Annotated in this window: 16 protein-coding genes; 8 read left to right on the top strand and 8 right to left on the bottom strand. The window is 66.4% G+C overall.

The annotated features are described in order from the left end of the window. Positions 1–46: 46 nt before the first annotated feature. On the bottom strand, positions 47–958 hold the full coding sequence (locus ACZK2R_RS20345; RefSeq protein ID WP_049423765.1) for a S41 family peptidase: 912 nt from the start codon (positions 956–958) through the stop codon (positions 47–49). A 50-nt stretch (positions 959–1,008) separates the two neighbouring features. On the opposite strand from ACZK2R_RS20345, the gene ACZK2R_RS20350 reads away from it, so the two are divergent. After that, positions 1,009–1,473, top strand: coding sequence for a MarR family winged helix-turn-helix transcriptional regulator (locus ACZK2R_RS20350; protein WP_049423760.1), 465 nt, complete (start codon positions 1,009–1,011; stop codon positions 1,471–1,473). Positions 1,474–1,478: 5 nt separating this feature from the next. On the opposite strand, the gene ACZK2R_RS20355 is transcribed toward ACZK2R_RS20350, so the two are convergent. Then, positions 1,479–2,963: a DUF4434 domain-containing protein gene (locus ACZK2R_RS20355; protein ID WP_125892348.1), complete on the bottom strand. Its 1,485-nt coding sequence runs from the start codon at positions 2,961–2,963 to the stop codon at positions 1,479–1,481. Between the two features lie 207 nt (positions 2,964–3,170). On the opposite strand from ACZK2R_RS20355, the gene ACZK2R_RS20360 reads away from it, so the two are divergent. From ACZK2R_RS20360 to ACZK2R_RS20370, 3 genes are all read left to right on the top strand, one after another. Next, positions 3,171–4,427, top strand: coding sequence for a M24 family metallopeptidase (locus ACZK2R_RS20360; RefSeq protein ID WP_180837301.1), 1,257 nt, complete (start codon positions 3,171–3,173; stop codon positions 4,425–4,427). Continuing rightward, positions 4,420–5,094 (top strand): CerR family C-terminal domain-containing protein, encoded by a 675-nt coding sequence (locus ACZK2R_RS20365; protein WP_180837303.1) that lies wholly within the window; start codon positions 4,420–4,422, stop codon positions 5,092–5,094. The genes ACZK2R_RS20360 and ACZK2R_RS20365 overlap by 8 nt, the downstream gene beginning before the upstream one ends. Before the next feature lie 135 nt (positions 5,095–5,229). Continuing rightward, entirely contained in the window at positions 5,230–5,535 is a 306-nt protein-coding gene (locus ACZK2R_RS20370; protein ID WP_180837305.1) for a KGG domain-containing protein, read from the top strand. 10 nt (positions 5,536–5,545) lie between these two features. Here the strand turns inward: ACZK2R_RS20370 and ACZK2R_RS20375 are convergent, their stop codons facing one another. Beyond that, positions 5,546–7,018, bottom strand: coding sequence for an MFS transporter (locus tag ACZK2R_RS20375; protein ID WP_180837307.1), 1,473 nt, complete (start codon positions 7,016–7,018; stop codon positions 5,546–5,548). 126 nt (positions 7,019–7,144) lie between these two features. Between ACZK2R_RS20375 and ACZK2R_RS20380 the strand changes: the two genes are divergently transcribed. After that, entirely contained in the window at positions 7,145–7,765 is a 621-nt protein-coding gene (locus ACZK2R_RS20380) for a TetR/AcrR family transcriptional regulator (RefSeq protein ID WP_125892340.1), read from the top strand. 15 nt (positions 7,766–7,780) lie between these two features. Here the strand turns inward: ACZK2R_RS20380 and ACZK2R_RS20385 are convergent, their stop codons facing one another. Then, positions 7,781–8,131, bottom strand: a complete 351-nt coding sequence (locus tag ACZK2R_RS20385) for a VOC family protein (protein ID WP_049423747.1) — start codon at positions 8,129–8,131, stop codon at positions 7,781–7,783. Positions 8,132–8,192: 61 nt separating this feature from the next. After that, on the bottom strand, positions 8,193–8,513 hold the full coding sequence (gene trxA / locus ACZK2R_RS20390; RefSeq protein WP_125892338.1) for a thioredoxin: 321 nt from the start codon (positions 8,511–8,513) through the stop codon (positions 8,193–8,195). 121 nt (positions 8,514–8,634) lie between these two features. Here trxA and ACZK2R_RS20395 point away from each other — a divergent pair, with 121 nt between their 5' ends. Next, positions 8,635–9,258: a TetR/AcrR family transcriptional regulator gene (locus ACZK2R_RS20395; RefSeq protein ID WP_125892336.1), complete on the top strand. Its 624-nt coding sequence runs from the start codon at positions 8,635–8,637 to the stop codon at positions 9,256–9,258. Between the two features lie 77 nt (positions 9,259–9,335). Here ACZK2R_RS20395 and ACZK2R_RS20400 read toward each other — a convergent pair whose 3' ends face one another. Beyond that, positions 9,336–9,536, bottom strand: a complete 201-nt coding sequence (locus ACZK2R_RS20400) for a hypothetical protein (RefSeq protein ID WP_125892384.1) — start codon at positions 9,534–9,536, stop codon at positions 9,336–9,338. A gap of 188 nt (positions 9,537–9,724) precedes the next feature. Here ACZK2R_RS20400 and ACZK2R_RS20405 point away from each other — a divergent pair, with 188 nt between their 5' ends. Further along, positions 9,725–13,081: an autotransporter domain-containing protein gene (locus tag ACZK2R_RS20405; protein ID WP_180837309.1), complete on the top strand. Its 3,357-nt coding sequence runs from the start codon at positions 9,725–9,727 to the stop codon at positions 13,079–13,081. A gap of 66 nt (positions 13,082–13,147) precedes the next feature. On the opposite strand, the gene cml is transcribed toward ACZK2R_RS20405, so the two are convergent. Then, the gene (gene cml, locus ACZK2R_RS20410) at positions 13,148–14,335 is read right to left on the bottom strand and encodes a CmlA/FloR family chloramphenicol efflux MFS transporter (RefSeq protein WP_180837311.1); all 1,188 of its coding nucleotides are present in this window, start codon (positions 14,333–14,335) and stop codon (positions 13,148–13,150) included. A 198-nt stretch (positions 14,336–14,533) separates the two neighbouring features. Further along, positions 14,534–15,439 carry a LysR family transcriptional regulator gene (locus ACZK2R_RS20415; protein WP_180837313.1) on the bottom strand — a complete coding sequence of 302 codons (906 nt, stop codon included), beginning with the start codon at positions 15,437–15,439 and terminating at the stop codon, positions 14,534–14,536. 107 nt (positions 15,440–15,546) lie between these two features. On the opposite strand from ACZK2R_RS20415, the gene ACZK2R_RS20420 reads away from it, so the two are divergent. Beyond that, positions 15,547–17,037: an MFS transporter gene (locus ACZK2R_RS20420; RefSeq protein WP_343205445.1), complete on the top strand. Its 1,491-nt coding sequence runs from the start codon at positions 15,547–15,549 to the stop codon at positions 17,035–17,037. The last annotated feature ends 46 nt before the right edge of the window (positions 17,038–17,083 follow it).

Below are 17,083 nucleotides of genomic sequence, written 5' to 3' on the forward strand. Positions count from 1 at the left end.
GCACGCTGCATGTCGTCTGCGATAGGGCGCGGTTGCAATTGTGCGTTCATTCTGGCGATGCCGATCGGGCGAGCAGCTGGCGGGCGACGAACAGCGGATCGTCACCGCCTGCTGCATCAGGCGTGACGCCGGTGCGTTCCCAGTTGGTTCCGGTACGGAGGTTGATCGGCTGCCGGTCGGGAATGCTGATCTGATAGCCATCCGGCAGCAGCACAGGATCATCGAACATATGTGCCGCGCCGCCACTTCGACTACCAACGACACGTGCCCGCCCCTGCGCCTGCAGCGAGTACGCGACGAATTCGGCGGCCGACCCGGTGCGGCGGTCGATCAGCACCACCAGCGGCTTCAGGTACAGCCCCAGGCTCGCCGGTGGCAACGGTACCGGACGGCGCTGGCCACGGCGTTGCAGTGACTGCACCTGGGTGATCTCCGCCGCCAGCAGGGTCCGCACCAGCAGGTCCGCACTGCCGTCATCGCCACCACCGTTCTGGCGCAGGTCCAGCACCAGGCCATCGGTGTCGGCCAGCAGGGTGAAGGCTGCGGCCAGCTTCGGCCGGGCCAGATCGAGCGGATAGAAGGTGCTCAGGCGCAGGTAACCGATGTTGCCTTCCAGCACCCGCACCTCGCGCACGCCCGCACCATTGCTGCGCGCATCCGCGCGCCAGGCCATCAGCCAGTCGTCCTGGCCGGCGCGGGCATCCACCCGCTCGACATGGAAGTGGCCATCGAACACGTCCAGATCCTGGTTCAAGCGTGCGCTGAACGCCTTGGGGTCCGCGCAGCTGTCCACATAGCGCTGCTGGGTGGACCAGCCTCGAACGGCCTCGGCAATGTGCGCGCCTTCGGCCACGTCCAGGTACTGCGCCTGTATCGCCGTGGCCGCCGCCTGCAGCACCGCGTCCTGGGCCGGGCAGGACGCCGCCAGCAGCGCGCCCAGCATCCACGAAACCGCCATGACCGCACCCCATGTTGATGATATATAAGTGCTTACATATCATCGCCACCATGGATCTCCAACATGCCACCCTGGGAACACTGCTGCGGGCCCTGCTCGACCAGCTGGACCCGGCGGTCGAGCAGGCCTACCGCGACCTGAAGCTGGACTACCGGCCGCGCTACACCCCGGTGCTGCGCACGCTGATGGCGCAGGGACCCTGCCGCATCAAGGATCTCGCACTGGCCTGCGGGCTCAGCCATTCGGCGCTCAGCCAGACGGTTTCAGCAATGGTGCGCGACGGCTGGCTGCACGCTGCGGTCGGTGAAGACAGCCGCGAGCGCATCCTGCAGCTGAGCCCGCGCGCGTTGCAGGCGTTGCCGGCGCTGCAGGCGCAGTGGCAGGCCACGGCACGCGCGGCGCGCAGCCTCGATGCCGATCTTGGACAGTCATTGGAGCAGGTGCTGCGCGAGGCACTGCAGGCACTTGAACAGCGACCGTTCGCGCAGCGACTGCGCGGCACGCCCCAACGCTGAGGCGCTTACTGCTCGACCGCCATCTCGATTTCGCTGAGGAACGTCCAGCTGCCATTGGCCAACCGCAGCTCCAGCGTGCGGCACTGCGCGGCCAGCGGCGCGGCGTTGCCCAGCACGTATTCCTCTCCGGTCGAACCGCTCAGTCCGGCCTGGGTGAATGGCGCCGACAGCACACCGATCTTCACCGCAGCGGCGCCCGGCTCGGCACACATCACGTCCACAGCTGTCGGCGTGACGATGCCCCACGCCGGGCGGGTCATCGTATGCAGGCCGATCCAGTCCACCCGCCGGCGCTGGCCCAGGTCGATGGTGATGCTGGCGTTGCCATGCACGCCTACCCAGCCTGCATCCATCGGGTTGCGCGGATCCCCCACCCGACGATCGAACAGCTCGTGGCCACTGCTGTCCGGATAGTTCGCATCCGGTGCCACGCTGTAGCTGTACGTGGTCTGCACCGGATCGACGAGGTAGGACGCGCCGAGCCCATACAGCCCGCGATAGGTGTTCATCAGCCGCGGCGATTCGGCATAGCCCTGGCCGGGGCCGACCACCTCGGACATGTGGTACTGGTTGAGCCAGGCAACGCGCTTGCCGGCCGAACGCGCGCTCCACAACTGCTGGTTGATGCGCTGCACCGACGCGGAGCGATAGGCACCGGACAATCCGTTGCCGGTTTCCAGGAATAAAGGACTGCCATGGTTGAACAGTTCGATGTCGGCCCACAGGCCGCTGGCCCCCAGCGCCACCGACAGCGCCTCGTAATACGCCTCGGTCGAATGACCCGGGCGATCCCACTGGAACAGGCGTGCATGCGAGGCGGCGCCGATGCCGTCCTGCCAGATCTGCACATCCACGCCGGTGGCCGTACGGAACTGTGCAGCAGCCCGGCCCACGCTGGCCGGATCCACGCTGGATGACGCCAGGTAGGGGGCCACCATCACCGGCCGCGAGGGTGTACTGCCTTTGAGCGCCGTCACGATCGCACGGTAGAACGGCGCGCGATCAGCCGGCACCTGTGCTGGCTCGTCGGTGATGTACCAGCCAGCGAACGCCGGATGCGATCCGTACTGTTGGCCCAGCTGGGCCAGCGACTGCGCCGCATCCTGTGCCACGGCCGTTGCGTTCTGCCCCTGCCAGAAGGTGGCGCACTGCCCCGAGCTGTAGGTGGTGCCGACCACGACCTTCATGCCGCGCGCGGCCGCCGCATCGAGCACGGTGCCGAGCTTGCCGGGAAAGCCGGCAATCCATTCGAAATCCTGCACGCCGCTGGCGCAGCCGACGCCGGCACGAGTGGCACGCACCTGACCGAGGATGATCGTGTCGTTGCCCAGGTCCTGCAGCTCATCCAGGAACAGCGGCAACTGCGCAGCCGGTAGTTGTTCGTCGGTAGCCGAATAGCCGACGTGGACAAAGCTGCCGGACAACAGGGGGCTGGCTGCATGGACCGGAGCGGTACAGGCCAGCACTGCGATCAATCCAATCCTGTTCATGTTCTACTTCCCTGTCGTGGCCAAGCGAGTGGCGTTGTTGCGCATCCTATCAACAGCGACGGTGGCCCCATCATGATCATCGACAACGCTGCGCAATCGCCGACTTCAGCTGCCCCCGCAGCAGCGCACGTGCAATGCCGATTCAAGCGGTTGATTCATTCAACTGCGTAATCGAGCCTGCGCGCTCCTTCCCCTGGAATACTCCTCATGCGCACGCCGCCCGCACCGCTCAGCCTGATGGAACGCGACCGCCGCTGGGCCCTGGCCCGCGACCTCATGGCCAGTGAACGCCTCGATGCCCTGGTTGTGCATGGCGACCGGGAAGCCGCCGCACCGGCCGGGTTCTCGCCGGACTGCTACTTCACCAATGACCGGCCCGGCTCGATCGTGGTGTTCGTCGGCGACCAGCCGCCACGGGTGTTCACCTTTGCCTCGCTGATGATTGCCGACCACCTGCAGGCCTGCCTGCGCGGCGACCTGCAGTGGATTGCACCCGAACAGCTGTGGGTTGGAAAATCCGGTCTGGAGGTTGGCCGCTGGCTGCAGCAATGTGGCCTGCACACGGCACGTATCGGCGTGCTGGGGCTGGAGCCCTATCCACCGTTCTACTTCGACGGCGCGATGCCCGCGCGCACCCTGCAGGGCATGCAGGCGGCGGTGCCGAACGCGGAATTCGTACCGGTATATCGTGCGTTCTTCCAGCGCGCCTCGGTAAAGAGCCAGGAGGAACTGGCGCTGATTGCGCATGCCGCCTGGATCGGTGAATCCATGAGCGAGGCGCTGCGTGCCACTGCTCGCCCCGGTGTTTCGGAAGCCGAACTGGTTGCCGCAGTGACCGCCGACTGTTTCTCGCTGGGGGGCTATACCGCCGAGGTGTTGCTCGGCTCGGGTCCGGAGTATGTGGGCTGGGGACCACCCGCCTGGCAGTATCGTGCGCAGCCGCCGCGCATTCTGCGCGATGGTGATCTGGTGTTGTCGGAGATCTTCGCACTGTACGGGCTGATGGAAACCCAGCATCAGGCCGCGGTTGCCATTGGCGAGGTGCACGACGACATCCATCGCGCCGCTGCCGTCGCACGCAGCAGCTACGAAGCAGGCCTGTCCGCACTGCGCGTGGGCAATACCTTCGGCGATGTCGTCGACGCGATGGAAGCGCCCCTGCTGGAGGCGGGTGGCTGGCACGTGCACCCGTTGGTCCACAGCCTCAACCCCTATGGACCGATTGGCTTCGGCCGTGCACCGGGCATCGAAGCGCTGCCGGAGGCCGCGCGCTATGCGCACATCGCGCCGCTGCCGACTGTCGGGCGCGAACTGCCCCTTCAGGCCGGCATGTGCTTCGCCTTCGAACCGAACTGTGCATTCGGCCGGCACATGGCCAACATCGGCGGTACGGTCATCGTCGGCGCTGACGCGGGTACCGCGCTCAATGAAAACTCGACACGGCTGATGCAGGCCGATGCCTGAGTTCATCGCCCATCTGCAGACACCGGCACGGCGGCGCGCGGCCGAGACGCGCAGCGGGCAGACCCGAGCCCGACTGCTGCACGCGGGGCTGCAGCTGTTCAGCGCGTTCGGCGTGGAGGGTGTGCGTACCCGCCAGCTGGTGGACATGGCCGGCTGCAGCCAGTCAGCCATTCCCTATCACTTCGGTGGCAAGCAGGAACTGTATGCCGCCGTACTGCAGCGCTGCGCTCAAGCCATTGCCGAGCGATTGCCGCTGCCGGCAACGCCACCCAACGGCGCGCGGCAGGCCGCGCAGCAGCTGCAGCAGTTGATGCGGGCATTCGTCCAAGCCTTGCTGTCGGCGCCGGATGCGGGTCCACGCACGCTGCTGTTGGCGCGCGAACAGATCCAACCGACGGCCGCGTTCGCCAGCGCCCACCGTACGCTGTTCGAACCCTTGCACACCACGCTGGCCGCGTGCGTAGCGTGCCTGCGCGGCAGCGAACCATCCAGCGCCGAGACGGTGCTGCGTACCCACGCCCTGCTCGGCCAAGCGATCGTCTTCGCGGTCTCCCATGGGGCTCTGCAGGCGCGACTGAACCAGGGAGCTCCCTTGGCAGACGTAGAGACGATCGCGTCGGTGGTCAGTGGCATGGCACTGGCGGCAGCGAAGGCAGCACCTGACTGAATGGCTGCGTGATCAGCCCCGTGCGCAGGGCGCGTGAAAATCGTGGCCAAGATGGCGACCTGGACTTAGCGTGCGATGGCCAAGCATGGATGCCGTCGTCTACGAAGGCGACGCCCACACCGCAGGAGATTTCACATGACTGAGCAGAACCCGCGCAGCTCCAACCGGGGTTTCGCATCAATGGACCAGGAAAAGCAGCGCGCGATCGCTGCCAAGGGCGGGCGCGCCGCACATGCCTCCGGGAACGCGCATGAATTCAGTCCGGCCGAGGCACGTGTCGCAGGCCGCAAGGGCGGCGAGGCGATCAGCCGCAACCGCCAGCACATGGCCGAGATCGGTCGTGAAGGTGGACACGCTCGCCACGCCAATGCGCGCCAGCAGCAACAACAGCCTCATGAGATCGAACGCACGGCAGCGGGTCCGCAACGCCAGCAGGGCTGAATGCAGCGCGTCAGGCCGGTGCGCGCTGCCGATACAGCCCGAGCGCCGCAAGCAGGGCCAGCGCACCGGCCACAGCCATCGCCCATCCGAAACCACTGGCCATCGCACTGCGATACCACGTCAGCATCTGCGGCGTGGCGTGCATCGAGCCCGGTTGCAGGATCAGTTCGCGTGCCTGTGCCACCAGCCCCCGCTGCCCGGCCGCCTGCGCGGACGCGGCGAACTGCTGCACGGCGCGCTGGCCCATCAGGCTGCCCAGCAGCGCGATGCCCAGGCTCATGCCTGCCTGACGTAACGCGTTCATCGTGGCTGAGGCAATACCCGCGCGCTCGACCGGCGCGCTGGCCATGACCGCCATGCCGGTCGCCGGCACTGCCAGCCCCATTCCAATGCCAAGCAGCACCAGCACAGCACTGGAATAGGCGTGCGAAGTAGCCGGTTCGAACGTGGCCATCGCGCACAGCGCCGCCCCGGCCAGGGCATAGCCCAGCACCAGCGCGGCGTGCAGCCCGAGGTGGGCGACCAGACGCCCGAACAACAGCGAGACGGCACCCATCAACAGGAACTGCGGGGCCAACTGGGAGCCTGCCAGCGCAGCGTTGTGCCCCTGCGCCTGCTGGAAGAACAGCGACAGGAAGAACAGGCTGGCATAGGCAGTGAAGCCCAGCACGAACGAGGCCAGGTTGAACATGCCGAAGCGGCGGTCGGCAAACAGGTCCAGCGGCAGCAATGGGCGTGCCACCCGGCGTTCGACGATGCCGAACAGGATCAACCCGGCAGCTGCCACGCCCAGCGCCAGCAGCGTCACCGGGGCCAGCAGGCCATGCGCGCCGATCGCGATCAGGCCATAGCTCAGCGCACCCAGCGCGACGACGCTGAGCAGCTGCCCGGCAGGGTCCAGCGCAGCGTGCTGCGGATGCCGCCGCTCCGGAATTCCCCAGGCGCCCAGCGCCAGTGCGAGCAGGCCCAACGGCAAGTTGATCAGGAAGATGCTGGGCCATCCGACGCGCTGTACCAGCACGCCGCCCAGCAACGGGCCAAGCACCAGGGCCAACGCACTGAACGCCGACCAGCCACCGATCGCCCGCGCGCGCTGGCGCGGATCAGGGAATGCATGACTGAGAATCGGCATCGCGCTGGGAATCAGCAGCGCGCCCGCGATGCCCTGCACCGCGCGTCCAGCCACCAGCGTCGCAAGATTGCCGGCACAGGCACAGAGCAACGAGCCAAGAGTGAAGGTGGCGACGCTGAGCAGCCACATCCGCCGATGACCGTAACGGTCCCCGAGCGGCCCCGCCGACAGCATCAGCGCCGACAACGCGATCGCATACGCATTGATCACCCACTGCAGGCCGGCCATGTCGGTATTCAACGCCTGCTGCAGGGTCGGCAGCGCGACGTTGACGATGCTGATGTCCAGCGAGGCGAGGAACGTGCCGAGGTAGGCCGCCAGCACCAGGGCCGGACGTTGGAAACGCTGCATGGGTGGATCCCGGGGGAGGACGTCCGCGCATCGTAGCCATTGACTGACCGTCGGTCAATGACTGGCGGTCAGTCAATGCCGTAGGACAGCTAGAATGGCCACCGTCGCACCCGGACCTTGCCCACCATGCAGACCCCAGCTGTCGCCAGGCCTCGCACCAAGCCCGCGGAAACCCGTCAGGAAGAACTGATGGACGCCGCGCAGGCACTGTTCCTGTCAAAGGGGGTAGACGCCACCACCATCAGCGACATCGTCGCCGCGGCTGATGTGGCCAAGGGCACGTTCTATACCTACTTCGCCTCGCGCACCGAGATCCAGCAGGCGCTGGCACAACGCTACACGCGGCAGTTCATGGAAGCGGTCGACCAGACGGTGCAGCAGCAGCCCGACGGCGATGGCGTGGCACGCCTGCGTGCCTGGATCCGCGCCAACATCGAGCTCTACGTGCGCACCCATGCACTGCACGATGTGGTGTACGCCAACCATCACCACCACCAGCGCGGCAATGCCGAACGCAATGCGATCCAGCAGCAACTGCTGGGCATCCTCGAGGCGGGCAACGCCGCTGGACTGTGGCAGCTTCCAGCGCCGCAGGTCACCGCCTCGCTGATCTACGCCGGCGTGCACGGCGCCGCCGACGACCTGATCGCCACGCCGACACAGGATGCCGATGCGTTCATCGAAGCCGTGCAGGCCGATTGCCTGCGCATGGTCGGCGTGCCACCAACCGGTGCCAAACGTCGCTGACGGGCTTTCTGCTGCTCAGATGTGGGCGAGGATGTTCAACAACCGCCCGAACGGGTCACGGACGAAGAAGCGGCGCACCCCCCAGGGCTCATCGGCGGGGCCATATTCCAGCGGGATGCCGGCCGCGCGCATGCGCTCCAGTACCTGTTGCAGATTGTCCACTTCTATCGACAGGTCCGGCACTGCGGTGCCGGATCCCCCTTCAGTGGCAAAGCTGACCTGCGCCAGCGCGCTACCCTCGCCGCCATGGGTGACGATCCAGCCGTGGTCCATCACCACCGGCATGCCCAGTAGCTCGCCATAGAACGCTGCGGCACGCGCAGGGTCAGGCGTGGCGATGTTGGCGACGACACGTTTGACGGCCATGTGCGGCGGCTCCGATGCGATTCCCCATCCTCGCCGCTGCGTGCATGGCCTGCAAGCGTGCTCAGCCCAGATGGCTCATCGCAAGCTGGGTGATCGCGCTCTTCGGCAACGCGCCAACGGTGCGGGCCACCGGCTTGCCATCGCGCACCACCACCATGGTCGGAATGCTCATCACGCCGAACTCGTTGGCCAGCGCCGGCGATTCGTCGATGTTCACCTCAGCGAAATGAACCAGTCTGTTCAACTCATCCGCTGCCTGCTCGAACATCGGCTGCATCACCCGGCATGGGTGACACCACTCGGCCCAGAAACGGATTACGTGCACGCCCGGCGCGTTGCGTACGGCCATGTCGAAGTTGCCGCTGGTCAACTGGCTGATCATGTTCAAACTCCCTGCATCAGTTATGGAATGTACGCTCCATAAGTTGAGTGCCACCGGCTGACTTGTCAATGAATTCTGGAATGACTAGTCTTTAAGTCATTCCCCTGACCCTGGCTTACTCATGGCGCGCACTGGCCGCCCCCGCGAATTCGACCGCGACGACGCTGTGGAACAAGCGATGCTGTTGTTCTGGGAACGCGGCTACGAGGCAACCACGCTCAACGACCTGCGCAGCGCGCTGGGAGGGCTTTCGCCTGCAAGCTTCTATGCGGCGTTCGGCTCCAAGGAGGCGTTGTTCGGCGAATGCCTGTCGCTCTACATGCAGTCCTGCGGCCAGTTGGCCACTTTGCTGGCGGACACCACCGACGGCCCACGCGAGGCGATGCGACGCACCCTGCATGCCGCTGTGACCGCACAGACCTCGCGCACCCGCCCGCGCGGCTGCATGGCGGTACTGTCCGGCCTGAACTGTTTCGAAGGCCATGAGGACATCGCCGCACAGGTCGAGCAGGCGCGCCGGCAGACCAGCCAGGCCATCACCGCCTGCGTGCAGGCTGGCCGTGATGTGGGCGAACTTTGCCCGGACGTCGACTGCACCGCGCTGGCCACCGCCTTCGACGTGTTCCTCAAGGGCATCGCCATCCAGGCCCGGGATGGGCGCCGTGCCACCGAGCTGCATGCTGCCGTGGATGCGCTGATGGCGATCTGGGACTGCAACGCACTGCGGGCCGCGCGCCAGCACTGATCGCAGGCGTCCGTTGCACTGAAACAGAAGAGCCCCGTCAATGACGGGGCTCGCCATCAGTCCTGCGTTGCCACTGCTTACACGGCGCCGCAGCGATCCATGACGCAACGATCGTATTCGTACTGGCATTCCATCGCGTCACCGCCACCGGACAGACAGGCCTGGTAAGCCTTCCAACAGGGAAGATCGCATGGCGGAATCGGCCCAGCCACAGCAACCGAACCGCTGCAGGTCAAGGCGAACACCGCACCCACGATCATTTTCCTGAAAGTACGCATCGACATCACTCCTTGATAAGCCTGGTGAGCCCAGGCCGGGCCACGGTAGCGAGGCCCTCGGGAGATGGAGTGAACGCCCGTGTCACGGAACATTAACCTGTTCATTAAATTTCCTTAACACCACTGGGGGTGATCGGCGCGCTGCGGGGTTAACGGCCTTGTTGTCCGTCAATCAAGGAAGTTGTCCGATGAATCACCCGCTGCACGGCCGTTCGTCCCACTCCCGTTCTCCCCTGCACAGCCGCCTCGCGCTGGCGGTCACCAGCACATTGCTGCTTGCCAGCACGTTGCCCGCCATGGCCAACGACTCATTCGAGGTCTGGCAACAACAGCGCCAGTTGCAGGCGGCCTGGGCGCAACCAGGCGTCGGCGCGTCCGCAGCACCGACGGCCACCACGCCAGCGGCGGCCAACACGTCCGTTCTCGGCAACCCCGGCGATGCAGCCAGTTGGCGCAGCGATGAATTCAACGCTGACTGGGGGCTGGGTGCGATGGGGGCCGATTACGCCTATGCACGTGGACTGACCGGCCAGGGCGTACGTCTTGCCCTGTTCGATTCGGGCTCGGCACTGGCCCATCAGGAATTTGCGGGGCGCAATACGTCCAGCATCACCATCGGCGCGGACTGCGCCACGCCAGGCGTGGTGGCCGGTACCGGTGCCTGCGAACAAACCCGTGGCGAGCAGCCAGGCTACAACTACTACGGCCTTGGCCCCGGCGTTCCCGCCGCACTGGCCGCACGCCTGATCGCGGCAGGCCAGCCCTATGGCTTCAGCTACGCCGACCACGGCACCCACGTGCTGGGTACCATCGGTGCCAACCGCGATGGCAAAGGCATGCATGGCGTAGCATTCGGTTCGAACCTGACCGCAGCCCGTGTGTTTGGTGATACCTACTATGAGTGGCGCCTGGATCCGGACAACTTCTATCGTCCGCGCGCGCTATATCGCACCGATCCCGATGACACCGCTACCTTGGATATGTATGCGCAGATCCAGGCGCAGGGCGTGCGCGCCATCAACCACAGCTGGGGTATCTCTACCCGCAACATGACTGCTGCCGCGCTGGATGCACAGTATGCAGCGATCGGTGACGGCTACGGCGTGTATGGCAGCATCTACGCCAACGATGGCGATGCCCCCTCCTCCACCCTCATCCAGGTGTGGTCGGCTGGTAACGGCAGTGGCGCCGTCGCCGGAATCACGGCCGCCATGCCGCGCTGGAGGCCGGAACTTGAACCGTACTGGCTGGCCGTGGCCAACGTCCGCCGGCCCAACGCTGCTGCGGGCGAAACCGACTACGTGATCGATGGCAGTTCCAGCATCTGCGGCGTTGCCGCCAACTGGTGCATCTCGGCACCGGGCACCGACATCCTGAGCACCATTGTGTCCGGTGATATCCAGGGTCGCGTCGAGAACACTTCCGCCTATGTCCGCCTGATCATCGACAGCGAGAGCACCCAGTACGTCTATGGCACCAAGACGGGCACGTCGATGGCGGCGCCACACATCACCGGCGCGCTCGGCCTGCTGATGGAGCGCTTCCCCTATCTGGACAACGCCCAGGTCCGCGACGTGTTGCTGACCACCGCACGCGACCTGGGTGCAGCAGGCATCGATCCGATCTACGGCTGGGGCATGGTCGACCTGCGCAAGGCCATCGAAGGCTACGGCTCGCTGCGCGTGGACACCAACGTGGTGATGAACCAGAAGGCCGGTGGCCTGAAGGTGTGGGAAGGCGATGCCTGGGATGACTGGACCAACGACATCGGCGGCCCCGGCAAGCTGACCAAGTCCGGCATCGGCTGGCTGCGCCTGAGTGGTGGCAACACCTTCAACGGCGCAGTGCTGCAGGACGGCACGCTGGAATTGAACGGCACCAACACACTCACGTCAGCGGTCGAAGTCCAGGGTGGCCAGTTCCTGCTCAACGGCTCGCTGGTCTCCACCGCCCTGAACACCACTGGAGGCGTGAGCACGGTCAGCAGCAGCGGCCTGCTGAAGGACAGCAACCTGACGGTCAACGGTGGCGTGGTGTCCTTCAACGGCACGCAGACCGGCGGCACCACCACGGTCGGTGCCAACGGCCTGCTGAAGGGCATCGGCACGCTGGGCAACACCCGTGTGGACGGCATCATCGCGCCCGGCAATTCGATCGGCACGCTGACCATCAACGGCAACTACGTGCAGGGTGCAACCGGCGTCTATGCCGCCGAACTTGCCCCGGGCGGCCGCAGTGACCAGTTGCACGTAACCGGCACCGCCACTCTCGGCGGCACCCTGGTCGCGCTGCCGGAGCCGGGTACCTACTACCTCGGCGAGCAGTTCAATTTCATCCGCGCCGACGGCGGTGTCAGCGGCCAGTTCGCGAAAACCGACTTCAGCGCGTTCTCGCCGTTCCTGCAGTTCAGCCTGGCCTACGGCGCCAATGGCACCCGCATCGACGTGACCCGGGGTGCCTCGCTCGCCAGCGCCGCCACCACGCCGAACCAGCGTGCGGCCGCGGCGGTGGCCGATGGACTGGCGATCAACCAGGGCCTGCCCAAGCCGCTGACCCAACTGTTCCCGCAACAGGTGGGTGGCGTGCTCGATGGCCTCAGCGGCGAGCTGCATCCGGCCACGGCGCTGGCCCTGGTCGAGGGCAGCCGCTATGTGCGCGATGCCGCACTGTCACGTCGTGCCGGTGCCACCGCACCCGGTGCCGATGCGGGTGATGCCACCGGCGCCTGGGTGCAGGCACTGGGCGGCAACAGCAAGCTGGATGGCAACAGCAACACCGCGCGCACCGACGCCAACAGCAACGGCCTGCTGGTCGGCATCGACCGCGAGTTCGGTGGCTGGCAGATCGGCGTGCTGGCCGGTACAGGCCGCACCGACGTGAAGCAGCAGGAGCGTCGTGCCAAGTCGAAGATCGACAACACGCACTTCGGCGCCTATGCCAGCCACACCTGGGGCGGCTTCGGCCTGCGTGGTGGCGTGGCATGGAGCCGCAACGAAGTGAAGAGCACGCGTGATGTTGCCTTCGCCGGCTTCAGCGACAGCCTCAGCGCGCGCTACAACGCACGTACGCGCCAGGCCTTCATCGAAGCGGGCTACCGCTTCGGCAATGCGGAAGGCGGGCTGGAGCCGTACCTGCAGGTCGCCCGCGTGGAAGTGGACCTGAAGCAGATCAACGAGCGTGGCGGCGCGGCCGCACTGCACGGCAAGGTGGACGACACCGGCACCACCATCGCCACCGCTGGCCTGCGCTTCGACAAGGGCCTGAAGGCATCGTTCCAGCAGGACAGCTGGCTGCACCTGCGCGGTGGCGTGGGCTATCGCCGCGCCTCTGGCGACCGCAGCCAGGTGGCCAACCTGGCCTTCGCCAACAGCAGCAGCACCTTCGCGGTCGAGGGCGCACCAATTGCCGACAACGCCGTGGTGGCCGAGCTGGGCCTGTCGGCGTGGCTGACCCCGCGGCAGCAGCTGGAGCTGGGCTACAGCGGCCAGTTCGGCAGTGAAAGCCGCGACCATGGCGCCACCGCACGCTGGTCTGTGCGCTTCTAAACACGTGCTCTCTTGACGGGTTGGGGCGGCCTTGCGGCCGCCCCCTTTTTTGCCCGCCACCCAGCGTTATGCGCGATGCCGCAGCGCGGCGGCACCTGCCAGGCTGGCAAGTGGCAACAGCAACCCATAGGCCACCAGCGGCCACACTGTATCGCCGGGCAGCACGAGGGTAACCAGCGTGCCGATGCCTGCCACGATCAGGCTCTGCACGGCGTAGTACAGGGCCACCGCCGTACCTGACGCATCGGCGAAATCACGCAGCGCGCCGCTTGCAGCCACCGAAACCACCATCACCAGCCCCACCGCGATGCCCCACATGGGCAGCACCACTCCGACGAACGAGGGAGGCCGCGCTGCGGCCAACGCCATCAGCAGTACCCCGGCCACCATCACCCACAGGCCACGCAGGAAGGTACCGCGCACGTTCCAGCGGGCAATGCACACGTTCGCCATCCGCGCCGTGACGATCATCACCAGCGCCACCGTGGCGAAGGCCAGGCTGAACGACAGCGGCGAGTACTGCATGCGCCCGACCAGCAGCCGGGGCGCGACCGAGAAGAACACGAAGAACGTGCCCATGCCCGCACTGAAGCCCAGCGTGTAGACCCAGAACGCGCCGCTGCCGAGGATGCGTCGTACCGCGGGTCGCGACGCGTCCCGGCACTGCGGGCGGGTTTCCTGCCAATGCCGTACCGCGCGCATGCCGGCGATCATGCCCAGTACGCCGAGCAGAACGAAGATCGCGCGCCAGCCGAAGGCGCCTGCCAGCAGCGCGCCGAGGATCGGTCCCAGCGCCGGCACGAAGGCCAGCATCGAGGCAAACAGCCCGTACAGCGACGCGCCTTCGGCTGTATCAGCATACACATCACGCACCGTGGCAAAGGTCGCCACCAGTGCCGCCGACGCCCCCACCGCCTGTACGGTTCGCCAGGTCAGGAATGCCGCGCCACTGCTGGACATGGCCAGCGCGAACGACGAAAGCGCGAACAGCAACGCCCCCAGCAACAGGACCGGCCGCCGCCCGATGCGGTCGGACAACGGGCCGAACAGCAACTGGCCGAGGCCAAGTACCAGCAGGTAGATGCTCAAGGTGAGCTGCACCAGCGTCGGTGATGTCTGCAATGCCTGCGGCATCACCGGCACCACAGGAAGATAGATGTCCATGGCCAGCGAGGCCAGGAGGTCGAACGGCGCCATCAGCACAATGGCCGATGGCAGCGGGTGGGCCCAACGCGGGGCCTGTCGATTGAACATGGGGAGTCTCCGCCCAGAGTGAATCCGGCGGTGATCCATCCAATTCGCGTGCATCGCAGGGATGATCACCGCAACAACGTCTGCATCGTTGTTGCGGCTCAGCGAACTGTCTGCGGACCGTTCCCGTTGTTCATGGTGTCCATCGAATGCGAATGCAGGTGGCACCAGTGTAGCAATCGTCCACCTGCCGCGCGGCGCTCAGGCCAGGGGCAACATGTCGATGCGCCTGCACGGTGTATCCTTCACCTGCTCGATCAGCCGCCGCACCACTGGCGAAGTCTCTGCCCGCCGGTACTGCACAGCGATGGTCGAGACGATGGTGGGGCCCGCCAGTGGCAGATAGATCATTCCGGGCAGCACCAGCGTGCGTTGCAGTACCGATGGCACGATCGCCACCGAACCAACGCCGACCGACACCTCGGCCAACACCGCCGCCAGATGCCCGGGCTGGGAACGGATACGTGGAATGAACCCGCCGCGGCGCCCGACTTCCATTGCGCCCACCGGCTGCTCCGGCATGACGAAACCCTCCCGGGCCAATGACGCCGGCTGCACCGGCGACCGGGCCTGCGCCAGCGGATGGGTTTCCGGCAGGGCCACGCAGAACTGGTCTTCGACCAGGGTGTGTTCGCCGAAACTGTCGGGCACATCCATCGGAGGCCGGCAGAACACCACATCCACCCGTCCTTCCTGCAGCAGCTGCGGGAGCTCGCCCATCGGCCATTCGCTCACCTGCAGTTCCACGCCCGGGTAGCGGCTGCGGAACCGGCTGAGCTGATCCTGCAATGCTCCGGCATACAGCGCCGAGCCGACGTAGCCGATCTCGATCTTGCCGATTTCACCCCGCCCCGCGCGCCGGCCCAGGGTTTCGGCCTGTTCGAACCGGCGCAGCACATCACGGGCTTCCGCCAGGAACACCTCGCCTGCCGAGGTCAGCAGCACCTCGCGCCGGCCGCGGTCGAACAGGCGCGTGCCGAGCCGACGCTCGATGTCCTGGATCTGCACGCTCAGCGTGGGAGTGGCAATTCCCAGGCGCAGGGCCGCACGACCGAAGTGCAGTTCCTCGGCCAGGGTCACGAAGTACTCCAGGTGACGGCGTTCCATGGGCGGCATTTCGTTAGGTTAAAGCTAACGTAACCAGAAAACACCGAGAATGAAACAAACACCGATCATTGATGGAATGGCCGTCCTCCCCTTCCTGCGAGTGACCGGTGCCGCCCTCTCCTCCCCCTTCGCCTGCACGGCACACGCTGCCTGACGCGGTCCTGCTGGTGGCCTCGCTGGGCTGCACGATGACCGTGCTGGAGACCAATGCCGTCGCGGTCGCATTGCCCAGCATCGCGCGTGACCTGCACGCCGGATTCGCGGATATCGAGTGGGTGATCAGTGCCTACATCCTGTCCTTCACCTCACTGCTGCTGCCCGCCGGCGCTGTCGCCGACCGCTACGGCCGCCGCCGGGTGCTGCTGATCGGCATCAGCCTGTTCGCCCTCACCTCTCTGCTCTGTGCACTGGCGCCCGGTGCTGCCCTGCTCTACCTGGCGCGGGCTCTGCAGGGCATTGGCGCGGCCTTTCTGCTGGCACCCTCGCTGTCGATCATCGGCCACACGTACCACGAGGGGGCCGCCAAGGACACTGCATGGGCGTTCTGGGGCACAGCCATGGGCGTGATGATGGTGCTCTCACCGCTGATCGGCGGCGTGCTGTCCGCACTCTGGGGCTGGCGCGCGGTGTTCGTCGCGATCCTGCCGTTCCTGGGCCTGCTCGGCTACGGCACGCTGCGCTGGATACCCGAGTCGTCAGACAGCGTGGTCCGCCCGCTCGATCCACCCGGCATCATCACGTTCAGCGCTGCCATCTTCGGCATCGTGTTCTTCCTGGTGGAAGGACTGGCAGAAGGATGGTCATCGGCCCCGGCGCTGATTGGGCTGGGCCTGGCCATCATCATGGCTGTTGCCTTCGTCATCGTTGAACTGGCACGGTCACATCCCATGGTCGATCTCGGGCTGCTGGCCAGTCCGCGTTTCGTCGGCGCACTCATTGCCATGGTCGGCTATTCGGTCAGCGCACAGGTGATGGCATCGATGCTGCCGCAGTACCTGCAGAACGGCATCGGCCTGAGCGTACTGGCTGCCGGTGCTGGCATGCTTCCGTTCGCTGCGGCGATGCTGCTGTTTCCCAGCGTGGGCCGGCGGCTCGGTCGCCATCTGACCAGTCCGGCGGTGCTGGCGATCGGGCTGTCGGTCACCGCCGCGGGCAATGCCGTGGCCGGACTGGCCGCGTGGCAGCACCTGCCGTGGCTGGCACTCGTCGCAATGGTGGTGATCGGTGCCGGCGGCGGCATCCTCAATGGCGAGACATCCAAAGCCATCATCGGCGCGGCACCGCGCGAGCGCGCCGGCATGGCCTCCGGCATCAGCGCGACCACGCGCTTTGTCGGCATCCTGCTCGGATTCACCGTACTGTCCAGTGCCTTGAGCCTGGGCATCCGCAGCGCACTGTCCGCGGCGGTTCCCGCGCGCAACGTACTGCCCATGGCCGATGCGATCGCTACCGGCACCTTCGCCGATGCGCGCACCGCCGCCTTCGCACAGGCGATCTACAGCCATGGATTTGCCAGTGCACTGTGGACGTCGGCCATCGCCGCGCTGCTGGCCAGCCTTGCGGTGTTGCTGCTGGGCCGTAGCACCACGCGGCGATGATGTTGGAGCGCTGGTTGCAAAGATGGCCGGGGCAGCCACGCTGCCC

It is taken from the genome of Stenotrophomonas sp. 96582_Sma, assembly GCF_056480905.1.

Coding starts and splice junctions, on each gene's coding strand:
- ACZK2R_RS20345 (WP_049423765.1), bottom strand. CDS start 958: ATGGCGGTTTCGTGGATGCTGGGCGCGCTGCTGGCGGCGTCCTGCCCG.
- ACZK2R_RS20350 (WP_049423760.1), top strand. CDS start 1,009: ATGGATCTCCAACATGCCACCCTGGGAACACTGCTGCGGGCCCTGCTC.
- ACZK2R_RS20355 (WP_125892348.1), bottom strand. CDS start 2,963: ATGAACAGGATTGGATTGATCGCAGTGCTGGCCTGTACCGCTCCGGTC.
- ACZK2R_RS20360 (WP_180837301.1), top strand. CDS start 3,171: ATGCGCACGCCGCCCGCACCGCTCAGCCTGATGGAACGCGACCGCCGC.
- ACZK2R_RS20365 (WP_180837303.1), top strand. CDS start 4,420: ATGCCTGAGTTCATCGCCCATCTGCAGACACCGGCACGGCGGCGCGCG.
- ACZK2R_RS20370 (WP_180837305.1), top strand. CDS start 5,230: ATGACTGAGCAGAACCCGCGCAGCTCCAACCGGGGTTTCGCATCAATG.
- ACZK2R_RS20375 (WP_180837307.1), bottom strand. CDS start 7,018: ATGCAGCGTTTCCAACGTCCGGCCCTGGTGCTGGCGGCCTACCTCGGC.
- ACZK2R_RS20380 (WP_125892340.1), top strand. CDS start 7,145: ATGCAGACCCCAGCTGTCGCCAGGCCTCGCACCAAGCCCGCGGAAACC.
- ACZK2R_RS20385 (WP_049423747.1), bottom strand. CDS start 8,131: ATGGCCGTCAAACGTGTCGTCGCCAACATCGCCACGCCTGACCCTGCG.
- trxA (WP_125892338.1), bottom strand. CDS start 8,513: ATGATCAGCCAGTTGACCAGCGGCAACTTCGACATGGCCGTACGCAAC.
- ACZK2R_RS20395 (WP_125892336.1), top strand. CDS start 8,635: ATGGCGCGCACTGGCCGCCCCCGCGAATTCGACCGCGACGACGCTGTG.
- ACZK2R_RS20400 (WP_125892384.1), bottom strand. CDS start 9,536: ATGCGTACTTTCAGGAAAATGATCGTGGGTGCGGTGTTCGCCTTGACC.
- ACZK2R_RS20405 (WP_180837309.1), top strand. CDS start 9,725: ATGAATCACCCGCTGCACGGCCGTTCGTCCCACTCCCGTTCTCCCCTG.
- cml (WP_180837311.1), bottom strand. CDS start 14,335: ATGTTCAATCGACAGGCCCCGCGTTGGGCCCACCCGCTGCCATCGGCC.
- ACZK2R_RS20415 (WP_180837313.1), bottom strand. CDS start 15,439: ATGGAACGCCGTCACCTGGAGTACTTCGTGACCCTGGCCGAGGAACTG.